Source organism: Salinimicrobium marinum, assembly GCF_014651535.1.
GTDB lineage: Bacteria > Bacteroidota > Bacteroidia > Flavobacteriales > Flavobacteriaceae > Salinimicrobium > Salinimicrobium marinum.
The window spans coordinates 114,759-128,400 of record NZ_BMXB01000006.1 but is presented as its reverse complement, the minus strand read 5'-3'; the positions used below and the strand labels follow the sequence as shown (position 1 = coordinate 128,400).

Sequence of the window (13,642 nt, the reverse complement as noted above, 5' to 3'; positions counted from 1 at the left end):
TGTTGGTGTTCCTAATATCGACGACCAAGATACCTGAACATATTTTCTGAAAACTGGTTGCAACTTGATTTCTTATAGCGTCGTACACTTCAAATGATTGCTAAACAGAAATTGATCGCAATACTCTAAAGAAAATTTAAAGTGTAACTTCTACTAATATATCCCGGTAAGCCGTCAATAATTTTGATTTTGAGACAAAACCTTTATACCTGCCATCTTCAACAACAGGTAAATTCCATGCCGCGGTTTCTTCAAACTTTCTCATAATTTCATGCATTCCATCAGATTTAAACTGAATAACCTCTGGAGGGGCCTGCATAATTTCGCTTACTTTCAGTTCGTCATAAAGTTGCCGCTCAAACATAATAGGTCTCAAATCATCCAGCAACAGGATACCTTTAAGATTATGTTCTTCATCTACAACGGGAAAAATACTCCTTTTCGATTTTATAACCCCTTCCCTTATTATTTCTCCAAGGGTCATGTTGATATGAAGCGGAATAAAATCGGTTTCTATTACTTCACCTATCTCCAGGAGCGTAAGAACTGCCTGATCTTTGTTATGCGTGATCAAATCTCCACGGGAAGCCAGGTCCAGGGTATAAACGGAATGTTTCTGAATTTGACTGGTTACCATATAGGAAATTGCAGCAGTGATCATTAACGGAATGAACAGCTCATAGCCACGTGTGAGTTCTGCAATTAAAAAAATAGCCGTTAACGGTGCATGCATAATTCCTGCCATAAGACCCGCCATTCCTACCAGCGTAAAATTACTTACAGAAACATCATTTCTGAAGATTTCCATTTTATTTATTATTAATGCAATACAATGCCCCATGGCACTTCCCATGAACAGCACAGGAGCAAAAATACCTCCAACTCCCCCTGCTCCAAGGGTTAAAGAAGTGGCAACAACCTTTAAAACGGCTAAGCTCACCAGTAAGGCGATTACAATCCAGATATTTTCAAGATAAGCACTAAAAAGATTATTTGAACCCAGGGCATCTCTGTAATTTTCCTCGAGCAGATTATTTATGACATCATAACCCTCTCCATATAGTGGCGGAAAAGTAAAAGTGAGGACTCCGAGACCAAAACCGCCTATCAACAAGCGCTTCCATCGTGAACCGAATTTTTTAAAAAATTTTGCCATTCTGAAGTAGATCCTCGAAAAGTAAATGGAACACAGAGAGGAAATAATTCCGAGGAGAATGTAAAAAGGAACTTCCGAAACTTCAAATTCATCTGTTAATGTAAAATGCAGGATCACATCAGATCCATAGAAAAAATAGGTAGTTAAGATAGCAGAAATGGAAGCCAGAAGAAGGGGAATCATCGATACCAGGGTCAGATCCAGACTAAAGATTTCTATAGCAAAAATTATGGCTGCAATGGGAGCCTGAAAAATAGATGACATCGTACCGGCCGCCGCACACCCAATTAATAAGGTTCGTGAAGCCTGATTCATCTTTAACTTCCTTGAAAGATTGGAGCTTAGAGAAGCACCCGTTACAACTGCCGGCGCCTCTAACCCTACAGATCCCCCAAAACCAACAGTTATAGGCGCGGTTATCAAAGAAGCATATGCCTGAAATTTAGATAGAATTCCTTTCTGCCTGGAAATAGCAAAAAGAGTGGTTGGGATACCACTTTCCACCTCTTTCCTATACACCCATTTGATGATGAATAAAACAAATGCGAGCCCAATAACCGGAAAGATAAAATAAAAGGCAATATGATAGTTATAAATCAATTCGCCTTCAAGAATGGCCTGGATCAAATGAGTGAGATTTTTAATGACCACCGCGACTAAACCCGCAATAAAGCCTACGATGGAACTAATGATCATGAGAAACTGATGGTGAGTAAGATGCCTGGTTTTCCAATCCAGAAATTTTTGCAAAGAGAAAAAAGATTTAAGTTCCATATTCTTAATCACTAAAGCTTCCAAGATAAGAAAAACTTACTCCTTCTGAAGCTACTCATTTAGTTTATACTTGAAAGAACCTTCTGCCCTACTTCACCCAGGATCATATGGAATTATTAAATCATAAAACCTTATTCAATGCAGCTATACTGCCAGGCATCTTGCTGTTAAGAGAGACAGAGAATTTCAGCCCAATTCTTTAAAATTTAAAAACTACCGAAGAAGATCAAGCAGATTCCTGGGATCTTCATCATCATCTTCAGGAAGACCTTAATTAGGGAAATTGTAATATAAACTGTAACTTGCAGGTCAATCTATTTCCAAAGATGTACACTATTTCAAGAAAATTGAAAATTATCTTTCCGAATTTCTAAGCACCTACGAGTGTGCTTAAACATCCTGTTTAACTTTATCATTTACTACTTTAATTTGCTCCCTTTTTTAGGGACCATAAACTCGTGGCATAAAGTTTCTACAACAGGATAAGATTTCTCAAAAAATTTATTCACTGTAATTTTTAAAAGTTAATTATCATGGCAAAAAGAGGAGTCACTTTAAAACCTTCTACTACTGATTTAAAAGCAAAAAAGCAGGAAAAAATCGAACGTAAAAAGGAAGAAAAGAAAATGAAAAAACGTAATAGCAGAGTATAATATTCTCGAAACTTCCGGGCCTGTAGCAGAATGTTCTGCAGGCCCAATTTTACCCATACTAAAAAATATATTTCGGTTCATTATACGGCACCGGAATTTATCCCTTAAAAGATATTTAAAACAAAAAAATATGGCACTTCTAAGTCAGGATAAAATAATTGCTGGTAATCAGGCTTTGGAACACTATTTTTCAAAATCAGTAGTACCTCAACTATACATTGATCCCAAAATGACATTGAAAAGTTTTACCGCTCCCGCGGAAGATTTGTTCCTTATTTCTTCGGAAGATATTGGTAAGAGTATTTTCGGTTTACAAAATAAAATAAAACTTAACGCTCTCATCAAAAGCATCAGATGTGTGCTGCTTGTAGAAAAAACAAGGGAGAAGATCATAAATACATCCAATGGAAAATTGTGCAAACTGATCGTTCAACCTTACTTTGACGAACAGGATGAGCGAATAATGGGAGTAATAGTTACCTTCCGGAATTTTACAGGGCAGGCGGAGCAATAATATCGCAATTTCTAATGTGCCGGTGTACATTCCTATCCGTGATCCGTTCGCGTAAAATCGTCAAAAATCAATAAATTTTCAGTAAATTAGGAAAAAGGATAATAAGACAAAAGTTATTCAGTTGATTAAACATTTTTAATAAGGCTAAAACTCTTATCCTAATCAGAAAAAAAATGAAAAAAAATTATGAAAAAAGCCTCTTTAGTAAATGATCTGCAATACGATGAGAATAAACCTGCGGTACAGGTACTTTTCGATACCGAAAGCAGCAAGGAAATTAGAATAGCAATGCGAAAAGGACATGTAATGAAAGAGCATAAAACTCCTTATCCTATCGTAGTTGAAATTTTTGAGGGTCATATCCGGTTTGGCATTAAAGGAGAATCCAATGAACTTAAAAAAGGAGATCTTGTTTTTCTGGAAGGAAATGTGCCGCATGACCTGGAAGCACTGCAAGACAGTACAATTCGTCTTACCCTTACCAAAGCGGATACTGCGGAACGTGTAAAAGGAGTGGCAGAAAAATCCTGATATTGGTCTGTTATCTCCCGCAAAGGATTTAAACTTTCACCTGATCAATTGCACCTCAGATTGACGTTAGTACATTTAATAGAATGCACTTCCAGTTGGTTATTTAAACCAGGCAGTCAATACCAGCAATAGCAAATGATCAGGTATTTTTTTCCAGGAATTGAAAAAATTTTAACCATTTTTCCTTCTAAATAAAATAGCTGTTCAACAATATTTTTCTCTAAATTTTCTTCCCCACTCCCAACGGTCTTCCCGCTAATTTCCTCTTCTCTTACTCTTCTACCTGACATTAAAGTTCCGTTAAAAACTTTTCATCGGCTATCGGTTTGCTTATTTTTAAAGGACAGGCATCAGCTAATCAATGCAATAGCCGATGTCCACTCACTGAAAAAATTGATGCATTTAAACTGAAAGGAGAAAAATTATGTTAGCAATGAACTTTCGCGGTCCGTTTCGAGTCCGCGCCGATTATGACCAGCCTTATCCAGAAATAGAACATCCCGAAGATGCCATTGTACGCGTGCTGCGTTCCTGCATCTGTGGCTCTGATCTTCACTTATATCACGGTCTCGTTCCCGATACTAGAGTAGGATCTACTTTTGGCCATGAATTTATTGGAGAGATCGTAGAAGTGGGATCCTCCGTTCAAAACGTAAAAGTTGGCGATACCGTGATGGTGCCTTTTAATATTGCCTGCGGAAAATGTGCTTTCTGTAAACAGGAATTATATGGAAACTGCCACGAAGCCAATTCACAAGCTACTGCTGTGGGAGGGATTTTTGGATATTCCCATACCGCTGGAGGATACAACGGCGGACAGGCGGAATACGTACGTGTACCTTACGCTGATGTTGGCCCCACTGTAATTCCCGAATGGATGGATCTTGATGATGCAGTCTTATTAACCGATGTGGTTCCTACGGGATACCAGGCGGCAGAAATGGGAGGAATTCAGGAAGGTGATACCGTAGTGGTTTTTGGTGCCGGACCTATTGGGATCATGGCAGCAAAATCTGCCTGGCTATTTGGTGCCGGAAGAGTAATTGTTATAGATCAACTTGATTACCGACTGGAATTTGTTAAAGAATATGCCCAATGTGAAGTGTATAATTTCAAGTCGTTGGAAGATCCGGTAGTATTCATTAAAAAAATCACCGATTCCCTGGGCGCCGATGTTTGTATAGATGCCGTAGGTTGTGAAGCTGCCGGAGATACTATGAATACCCTCCTGGGACGAAAAATGCTGCTACAAGGCGGATCTACCACTGCCCTGCACTGGGCAATAAATTCGGTTAAAAAAGGTGGAATAGTATCCATTGTAGGTGTTTACGGACCAATAGATGCCTTGATTCCAATAGGAAATGTAGTTAACAAAGGAATTACCATTCGGGCCAATCAGGCAGCAGTGAAGAAGCAGCTGCCAAAGCTCATTGAGCATGTGAAAAATGGTATTATAGATCCTAAGCCCTTGATCACGCATCGCATTCCGTTGGAGGAAGTTGCCGAAGGATATCATATCATGTCCACAAAACTGGATAACTGTATTAAACCTGTTTTGATCCCACCTTCAGCTTAACCTGAAGAAACTGAGAAGGCAATAAAAATTTTAAAATATTACATATTATGACAGATGAAACAAACCCCGCCAATTTTAGATATAAAAAAGGCGGTGATCACAGCCATATAAAAGGATGGGGGATCGATGCAGATCCAAAGAACGATCCTACCTATCCCATGAAGAAAAGGACAGATGAAGAAACCGATGGTTATACCTGGGACAGACCTCCACAACAGGAGATCAATATAGAAGTCCTTAAATCTGTAGAAAGACCAAATATTACTTCAGTATTCGGCACCTCAGTCCCACCCAAAGGTCTTAGCGGCATGATACGTCGTGTGGCCTTTAAGTACAGCGAGAACAGCTATGGTCGCTGGCTTCCTTTAGTAATGGCCGACAGAATTGGTGAACTGGAAGGAATTGCAGAAGATCTGAAACGCGGACATATTCCAAACCTTTTCGCGGAACGTGGCTGGAATGCAGAGTGGAAATACAACCGAAAAAACTTCCTGATTAAAACTGCCGCAGTCATAGGAGTGACAGCGGGTATAGCTACATACCTTCTTTCTACCCGATGTAAATGTGAAGAAGATGAAGCGCAGCAATATTACTAAATAAGTCATCATCCAATAAGGAAGGCTGTCCGGAAAGCTTTAAGATCATCATTCTGAAATTACTTCAGGTTTAGGTAAAAAGTATTTTTTGACAGCCTTTTTTTATTCTTACCAATTTTCTATTGCTCTTTTCAAAGCTACCTGCCGCTGCCAGGCACATTCCCCCTATCGCTCCCGTATCTCCACAAGTTCGGAATACTTGCACCTGCCATAAAATGAAGAATCAGCAACGAGGTTATCAAGTGGAATATTATATTATTTCGATAAATGCATATTTTTAAGTAAATTAGACAAACTGCCTTATTATTGAATAGGTTCCGATGATCTAATGTGAAAAAATTTAGGAACAATGGGAATATCTTGCGAAACAGGTATTCATACAAGCAGCCCTTCTTGATAAAATGGCAACCCGGAATAACAGAGTAAAAAACTATACCAATCTTAATGATGACCAAAAGTGACCATTGAAGAAAAGTTAAAACAGTTTACACCGGGTGCCGAGCTAATGCCAGGCGTTGTGATCGTTCACAGGCTTCCCGATTTTCAAACTTTATATATGTCTTCCAAAGGCCTAAAGCAGCTTGACGTAAGCCTGCACGAATTAAGGGAAATGGGTCCCGAATACCACGAGCGGTTTTTCAATAATGAAGACATGGAAGACTATATTGAAAAGATTAAAAAACTGCTCCGTAACAATGATCCTGAAGAAACCTTTACTTTCTTTCAACAGGTAAGAATATACGAGCGTAAGGAATGGGTATGGCACATATCTTCTACAAGAATATTTCATCAGGATGAGCAACAAAATCCAACACATATGGTTACCGTCGCTTTCCCAATAGGTCAAATGAAACATATTCCTAACAAGGCAGAACGATTTCTGGCAGAAAATGAATTTTACAAGAAAAATCTGGATAAATTTATGGCCCTTGGAAAACGTGCTAAAGAGGTATTGCGCCTGGTTGCACTGGGTAAAAGTTCGGCAGAAATTTCAGAAGAATTATGCATTTCAGTAGATACAGTGAATACCCACAGGAAACTTATAAAACAAAAGCTGGGAATTTCTTCAGTATATGAATTTACTGAATATGCGCATGCTTACGATCTTATATAAAATAAAAAAATCGGGGCCCCCTACTTCCCCGATTTTTTATTTTCCATTGACCAGCCGGTTATCCTCATACTTTCAAAGTCTGAAAAAACTTTTGATCAACTTCCTGAATTAAATATAATGGATGCTTACAAAAGAGACAATACCCAGAAATGGTGAATTTTAAAAAAAGAACAATATTTACGGAATAAAATCTACACATAATTTTGAAAAACAGCATGTTGTCCTGCCGTTTGCAAATCCTGCCAAAGCAACTGGATAGGATGGGTTTGATCCAGAACATTCATTCCCAGAACCGGTAAAATCTCTGCAGATGAACGATAGCAATGATCTGCAATTTCAAAGCTTTTTTCTGAAAGCTCCTTTTCTTGAAGATCCCCTCCGGACTGATGTTCCTTCCAGCTTTCTTCCAGAGTACTGTAAAAATCTTCTTTAAGCTCCAGAACCCTGGAAGCAAAATCTTCCATCCTTTCCTTAACATACTTATACCGCTCCGGTTGATATTTCTTCCATACCGTCTCTTTTTCTATCAGTAAAGATTCTACTTCTTTCCAGAAGGAAAGACTTATCCCAATCAGGACAGGAACAAAACAAGCCCGTGCGAACAGCAGGAAAGGATAGGTGGCTAAAGGATACGTGGATTTACGTGGAGTTTGAGTCAGGTCAAAAAAGTATTCTTCAGAAACCGTGATCTCTTTGGCAACAATGGTATGGCTGCAGGTTAGAGGAAGCCCAATAGCATTCCAGTCCCTGATAATTTCTACCTTATCCACAGGTAAAATGACAGCCAGATTTCCTTGTTCTGCAGGCACCACAGCCGTAAAAAGTGAAGCCTGCTCTGCTCCGCTGCAGTAACTCCAGGTTCCCGATACCACTTTAAAGCCATTATTCCTATTAACTGCTTTTCCGTCTGGTTTTCCGCTACCGGCTACCAGTGCTTCCTCTGGAAGAAAGAATTTTTCCGCAATTGTTGAAGGCATATAATCGGCAAAATAGGCACCGCCGGTACCTATAGCCAATAACCAGCCCCAATTACTATCGAGAGTGGAGGCATTTTCGATCCAGCGGCTGCCAATATGAAGCGGCAATTCAAGGCCTCCCAAAGCTTTCGGAAGATACATTTTAAAAAGTCGGGTGTTGTAATGTTCCTGTAGGGCAGTTTTATTGAGCTTGCCTTTAGGCTTTATATTCTGTTCCCGGAAAAATTTAATGAAATGCCGTCTATGTTGTGTTATCCAGCTTTCGTTATTCGATTGTACAGCTGTGATTGCCTCCTGCCACATATTGATATTTTTCACAAATATAGAAGCTACGGAACAATTCCAGCACATTTCGAGATAATCAAAAGATGATCAGGAAATTATTTTAAAAATAAAAACCCGGCTGTTAGGCCGGGTTCAAAATATCTCGAAAGATCCTGAATTAGATTACAGGAGTTTCATTTATTTCATCTTCTGCTACTTCCTGAGTTGAAAGTGAATCTACTTCTGCAGGAGTTTCTGCTTCCACAGGAACTTCTTCAACTTCGGTTTCTTCAACCTCTGTTCCTTCAATAACTTCCACTTCCTCAGTAGATTCAGCTGGAGTTTCTTTACAAGAAGTAAAACTTAAAACTAATGCGAAAACTGCAAGAGTCAAAAATGATTTTTTCATTTTAAAATTATTATTAATTGATTTTGTTCGCCAAATGTATGTGATTCCCCTATTCAAAAAACATACAGTCAAAAATATTTTTACAACATTTATATTATTGATTTTAAACACTTTAAAGCAAAAACAGAAAGCACAAAATAAATTTCGACAGCGTTCGTTCCTTATTTTTCTTCCGGAAAAGTCATTTTCTGAAGAAAATCTTTACAACGCTCCTCTAATGAGCAGTTTACGAAATCGATATAGCTGCTCAGTCCCTGAATCTTTCAGCTCAAAGAGGACATGTGGATTTAACTTCAGAAGAAAAAATCTCCTTTTCATTCTACTTCTCAAAAAAGCTCTCAGGCATTCTTCCAAAATATTTTCTTAAACTGATAAGCGTCATAGTTTCAGGAGAGAAATCGATATACATTTAATGTATAGTTTCAGGATCATGAGAAAGATAGTAGTACCCACAGATTTTTCAGAAAATGCCTTCAATGCACTAAGGTATGCTTCTGAATTGTTCAAGTATGAACAATCGGAATTTCTCCTCTTGCATGCATATGCCGAAGAAATTTACAAGGATGAAAAAGATCTTACTGAAGATGCTTTCAAAAGCATCAAAAAAGATATAATGGAAGCATCTAACCTGCAACTTGAAAAGATAAGGAAAAAGATCACAGCACTCTCTCCAAACCCCAAACACACTTATAAACTGGTCTCCTCCTTCGGACTGCTCGTAGACGAGGTAAATGATCTCATCAACAAAGAGAATGCAGATGTAGCTGTGATGGGCACCCGCGGAAAAACCAATGACCGAAAAATAACTTTTGGCAGCAATACGCTACAGGTAATAAAATATGTCCAAAGTCCTGTACTATGCATTCCGGAAAATTATGAATTCAAGACTCCCGAAAATATTCTCTTTCCCACAAACTTCCTATTACCGTATCAACGAAGAGAATTAAAACTGGTTGGGGAGATCGCAAGAAAATTTTGTGCAAAGATCCATCTTCTCCATATTTCTAAATTTCCCATTAGCTCATTACGTCAAAGAGATAATAAATTGTTTATGGAAGATGCATTTCATGAAATTAGGCTTGAAAGTCACGGCCGTGATGCTTTTTCCAAAGAGGACGCCATTAATAAATTCATTGATCAATACCAGATAGACCTGCTGGTGATGGTGAATTCCCGGCAGACATATCTTGAAACCATACTGGCGCCTTCTACCATAGATAAAATAAGTCTGAACCCCAAAGTGCCTTTTATGGTGCTTCAGAATTTCAGCCGAATCACTGAAAATAACTAGAAAGATGAAAAGGATACTTATACCCACGGATTTTTCTCAGAATGCCTCTAATGCTCTCAACTACGCACTTAATTTTTTTGCAGAGGAAGACTGTACTTTCTTTTTACTGAACACTTATACTCCTGTGATATATGATTCGGAATACATGCTCAACAGTTACTCTTCGCCCGATCTCACTGAATCTTACAAGAGCAATTCGGAGCAAAACCTGGAACGTTTAAAAACCAGGATCACCAAAAAGATCAATAATTCCAGACACCAATTGTAACCATTTCTTCTTTCAATAATCTTAGCGAAGAAATTAAAGAACAAGTGGCCCAAAAGAACATGGACCTTGTGGTGATGGGTACAAAAGGCGCTACTGGAGCAAAAGAAATTCTTTTTGGGAGCAATACTGTATATGCCATGCAAAAAGTTACCTGCCCCTTGCTGGCCATTCCTTCTCAATATGTATATAAAACTCCCAAGACCCTACTTTTTCCTTCAGATTTCGGAACAGATTTTTCTAAAAATCCGTTGCAAATAGTACGGGAAATTTTACATCAAAAAACCTGCAGACTGGATATTCTGAATGTAGATTTTGGAATTTCTTTAAGTGAATTTCAAATGCAGCAAAAATGTTTTCTGAGGGAATATTTTAAAGCTGAAGATTTTAGGTTCCATAGTATATCAGAAAAAAGCGTGCCCGAAGCCGTGAACAAATTTCAGGAAGATCATCTGGTAGATTTACTGGTAATGGTAAATAACAAGCATTCGTTTTTCGAAAATCTGTTTTTCAGGCCTGTAGTCAACCAAATAGGATTTCATATTAAAATACCATTTTTAGTTCTTCCTCCCACCGGAAAAGCTACAACTGCACATAATGGTGTAGACACCAACCAAAATTTTCACTCATCCTATCCAAAAGATTCTATAATTTAATTCTTACTATCATGAGAAAGAATATCCTTATTCCGACCGACTTTTCTGAAAATGCCTGGAATGCATTAAGCTATGCCCTCAATTTGTTCCAGGATGAAAAATGCACCTTTTATCTGCTTAATGCATATCAGAATTACCAACTTACTACAGATATTTTGATGGCGCCAAATCCCGATAATCCGAACTATTTGAAGGCCAAAGAAAAATCTGAAACCGGCCTGGATGACCTAATGGAAGGTATTGCCCACAGATCTGAAAATTCACAGCACCGGTTTGAAAAGATCTCTACCTATAACTCTGTCCTGGAAGCAATTCGTGAAGCGGTAAGAAACAAAGATATCGAGATGATCGTAATGGGTACAAAGGGAGAAAATAATCCTATCCAAAAAATTTATGGTAGTACCGCAGTAGATGTTATGGAAAATCTTTATTGCTGCCCTACCCTGATAATCCCCGAAAATGCCAGCTTTATTGATGGTGAGAAAAAGGAAATTGTTTTCGCCACCAATTATCAAACCTTTTACAAGAGACGGGAACTTAAGGACCTTATCAATACCGCAAGATTATATAATGCAGCTATTAGGGTGTTACATATTCAAAACACCGATAAGATGACTGCAGAACAGGAAGTGAATAAAGGAATGCTGGAAGATATTCTGGAAGATGTAGATCACAGTTTCCATTCCCTTGCACATAAAAAAATAGCTGAAGGCATCAATTCTTTTATTGCCAGTAGAGAAAGTCATATGCTGGCTATTATCAATAAAAAGCACAATTTCTTCTACAACCTCTTCCTGCAACCTCTGGTCAAGGAGATTGGCTATGACTCTATGGTACCTGTGCTTGTGTTACATTTAAAAAGAAAGTAAGAGAAATATGTAAGCATTCAATTCGTAACATATGAGGACGCTGTTTTTAATTATCTTACTTCTTCATGGATCCATACACATGGTGGGCGTGGTCAAAGCTTTTCGTCCCGCAACAGTAAGTGAATTGAGTCAAACAATTTCAAGGCCGTTGGGAGTATTATGGTTGTTTACAGCCCTACTATTCTTTGCGGCTTTGACAGCTTATTATATGAAGGCAGAACGATGGCCACAAATAACCATTGCTGCAGTGATCATGTCTCAATTCCTTATTACTTTAAACTGGGGTGATGCAAAATATGGCACCATTCTCAACTTTGTGATTATTGCGATAAGTATCCCGGCCTATGGAAAAATGGAATTCAATAATGCCACTTTAAAGGAAGGTTCCGGATTATTTGAAAATGCTGAAATTGAAAACCTGAAAGTCCATCGCCCTGCAGATTTTGTCTCCCTCCCACCTGCAGTTCAGAAATGGATCAAAAGATCGGGGAGCGCCGTTACTTCTGAAATTGTAACGCTACGGTTGAAACAGCAGGGAAAGATGAGGACAAAGCCCGATGGGAGCTGGATGCCCTTTTCTGCGGAACAATATTTTAATGTGCAGGATCCGGGCTTCGTCTGGACCACAAGGGTTCAGCCCATGCCTCTTATTTATCTCCACGGAAGGGACCAATTAAAAAATGGTCAGGGAAAAATGCTAATAAAGTTGCTGTCTTTGTTCAAGGTGGTAGATGAAAAATCCAATGACAGGATCAATTCCGGAACCATGATAAGGTATCTTTCAGAAATTTGCTGGTTTCCTTCTGCAGCAGCAAAGGAATATCTCCATTGGGAACAGATCGGTAAACATACAGCACAGGCTACTATAAGAGTCGGTGATCAGAAAGTATCAGGCACCTTTAGCTTTTCTGAAACCGGAGATTTTCAATCTTTTGAGGCCTTGCGATACAGAGGTGGCGGAAAAGACGCCAAACAGGAACCCTGGCTGGTGGAAGCTCTTGACTACCGGGAATTCAACGGCACCCGCATTCCTTCGAACTGCAGAGTTACCTGGAAATTACCGGATGGCGATTTCACCTGGCTTCACCTGGAGATCACTCACCTGGAATATAATGTAAAGCATCCCTATCATTCTTCAGAAACAGAGCTTAGTCCAACCGAAACTTATATATAGCTCGTACAGAATATCTCATTCTATTCCTCCAGTAATTTCCGAAAAAAGGATTTTACTTCCTCCAGATCCTTCAGGCTGTAATCTGCAAAAGTCTGCCGGCCATGCTCTCCTACAAGCACACCCAATCCGTTACTTACAAATTCAAATGCATCTTCATCTGTAACATCATCTCCTACATACACCGAAAATGTATTTTCTTCTTGACTAAGTTGTTTTTTGAGGAATTCCACCGCTCTTCCTTTGTGCCAGTCAATGGCGGGTCTAATCTCAATTACTTTTTTCCCGTCAGCTTTCGTTACCTGTTTATGATCTTCCAGCACCTTTGAAACTGCAGAATGCACTTCTTCCTCCTGCGCCTGTGGCACCTGCCGGTAATGGATGGCCAGCGTGAATTTCTTTCTCTCAAAATCCACTCCGGGAATGTCTTTAAGTTTATCCTTTAAAATAGGTTCTATTTCATTAAAAACCGGAATCACTTTTACTGCCTCTTCATGATCTTTGGAAAATCCATTGGGTCCGGAGATTTCAAATCCATGGCTGCCAGCATAATATAATTCCGGAAGATCGACCCTTTTGCGAACATCTGAAAGTCCCCTTCCACTTACTACGGCAAGCGGAAATCTTTGAGATAACTTTTTAACCAATGATTTCATTTCTTCTGAAATGGCAGCATCATCATGATGATCCACAATAGGTGCCAGGGTACCGTCAAAATCCAGAAACAACAACGGACCCGACTCCGGAAAAGCTTCCTTTACTTTTTGAAAATTATTTAAAGCTGAAGGTAGATCTGCGGGAAATTTCTCTTTTTTCGTTTCCATGG

General features: G+C 38.9%; 15 protein-coding genes. 10 read left to right on the top strand and 5 right to left on the bottom strand.

Going from position 1 to position 13,642, the window contains the following annotated elements; translation table 11 throughout:
* Window positions 1–136 precede the first annotated feature (136 nt).
* On the bottom strand, window positions 137–1,930 hold the full coding sequence (locus IE056_RS09730) for a chloride channel protein (RefSeq protein WP_189604519.1): 1,794 nt from the start codon (window positions 1,928–1,930) through the stop codon (window positions 137–139).
* A 783-nt stretch (window positions 1,931–2,713) separates the two neighbouring features.
* Here IE056_RS09730 and IE056_RS09725 point away from each other — a divergent pair.
* Together IE056_RS09725 and IE056_RS09720 are read left to right on the top strand one after the other, a co-directional pair.
* Window positions 2,714–3,097: a PAS domain-containing protein gene (locus IE056_RS09725; protein WP_189604518.1), complete on the top strand. Its 384-nt coding sequence runs from the start codon at window positions 2,714–2,716 to the stop codon at window positions 3,095–3,097.
* Between the two features lie 186 nt (window positions 3,098–3,283).
* On the top strand, window positions 3,284–3,628 hold the full coding sequence (locus tag IE056_RS09720; protein WP_189604517.1) for a cupin domain-containing protein: 345 nt from the start codon (window positions 3,284–3,286) through the stop codon (window positions 3,626–3,628).
* A gap of 116 nt (window positions 3,629–3,744) precedes the next feature.
* Here IE056_RS09720 and IE056_RS09715 read toward each other — a convergent pair whose 3' ends face one another.
* On the bottom strand, window positions 3,745–3,918 hold the full coding sequence (locus IE056_RS09715) for a hypothetical protein (protein WP_189604516.1): 174 nt from the start codon (window positions 3,916–3,918) through the stop codon (window positions 3,745–3,747).
* A gap of 143 nt (window positions 3,919–4,061) precedes the next feature.
* Between IE056_RS09715 and IE056_RS09710 the strand changes: the two genes are divergently transcribed.
* From IE056_RS09710 to IE056_RS09700, 3 genes are all read left to right on the top strand, one after another.
* Window positions 4,062–5,204 (top strand): zinc-dependent alcohol dehydrogenase, encoded by a 1,143-nt coding sequence (locus tag IE056_RS09710; RefSeq protein WP_229793724.1) that lies wholly within the window; start codon window positions 4,062–4,064, stop codon window positions 5,202–5,204.
* A gap of 47 nt (window positions 5,205–5,251) precedes the next feature.
* On the top strand, window positions 5,252–5,800 hold the full coding sequence (locus IE056_RS09705; RefSeq protein WP_189604514.1) for a hypothetical protein: 549 nt from the start codon (window positions 5,252–5,254) through the stop codon (window positions 5,798–5,800).
* Between the two features lie 457 nt (window positions 5,801–6,257).
* On the top strand, window positions 6,258–6,914 hold the full coding sequence (locus IE056_RS09700; RefSeq protein ID WP_229793723.1) for a response regulator transcription factor: 657 nt from the start codon (window positions 6,258–6,260) through the stop codon (window positions 6,912–6,914).
* Window positions 6,915–7,105: 191 nt separating this feature from the next.
* On the opposite strand, the gene IE056_RS09695 is transcribed toward IE056_RS09700, so the two are convergent.
* Both IE056_RS09695 and IE056_RS09690 read right to left on the bottom strand, forming a co-directional pair.
* The gene (locus tag IE056_RS09695) at window positions 7,106–8,194 is read right to left on the bottom strand and encodes an acyl-CoA dehydrogenase family protein (RefSeq protein ID WP_189604513.1); all 1,089 of its coding nucleotides are present in this window, start codon (window positions 8,192–8,194) and stop codon (window positions 7,106–7,108) included.
* A gap of 139 nt (window positions 8,195–8,333) precedes the next feature.
* Window positions 8,334–8,564: a hypothetical protein gene (locus tag IE056_RS09690; RefSeq protein ID WP_189604512.1), complete on the bottom strand. Its 231-nt coding sequence runs from the start codon at window positions 8,562–8,564 to the stop codon at window positions 8,334–8,336.
* A gap of 430 nt (window positions 8,565–8,994) precedes the next feature.
* On the opposite strand from IE056_RS09690, the gene IE056_RS09685 reads away from it, so the two are divergent.
* From IE056_RS09685 to IE056_RS09665, 5 genes are read left to right on the top strand one after another with little or no spacing between them, the layout of a single operon-like run.
* The gene (locus tag IE056_RS09685) at window positions 8,995–9,855 is read left to right on the top strand and encodes a universal stress protein (protein ID WP_189604511.1); all 861 of its coding nucleotides are present in this window, start codon (window positions 8,995–8,997) and stop codon (window positions 9,853–9,855) included.
* Window positions 9,856–9,859: 4 nt separating this feature from the next.
* Window positions 9,860–10,123: a universal stress protein gene (locus IE056_RS18620; RefSeq protein ID WP_189604510.1), complete on the top strand. Its 264-nt coding sequence runs from the start codon at window positions 9,860–9,862 to the stop codon at window positions 10,121–10,123.
* A 44-nt stretch (window positions 10,124–10,167) separates the two neighbouring features.
* The gene (locus tag IE056_RS09675) at window positions 10,168–10,776 is read left to right on the top strand and encodes a universal stress protein (RefSeq protein WP_189604509.1); all 609 of its coding nucleotides are present in this window, start codon (window positions 10,168–10,170) and stop codon (window positions 10,774–10,776) included.
* Between the two features lie 11 nt (window positions 10,777–10,787).
* Window positions 10,788–11,645 (top strand): universal stress protein, encoded by an 858-nt coding sequence (locus IE056_RS09670; RefSeq protein ID WP_189604508.1) that lies wholly within the window; start codon window positions 10,788–10,790, stop codon window positions 11,643–11,645.
* Window positions 11,646–11,676: 31 nt separating this feature from the next.
* Window positions 11,677–12,819, top strand: coding sequence for a DUF6920 family protein (locus tag IE056_RS09665; RefSeq protein WP_189604507.1), 1,143 nt, complete (start codon window positions 11,677–11,679; stop codon window positions 12,817–12,819).
* Window positions 12,820–12,839: 20 nt separating this feature from the next.
* On the opposite strand, the gene otsB is transcribed toward IE056_RS09665, so the two are convergent.
* Window positions 12,840–13,640, bottom strand: a complete 801-nt coding sequence (gene otsB, locus IE056_RS09660) for a trehalose-phosphatase (protein ID WP_189604506.1) — start codon at window positions 13,638–13,640, stop codon at window positions 12,840–12,842.
* Between the last annotated feature and the right edge of the window lie 2 nt (window positions 13,641–13,642).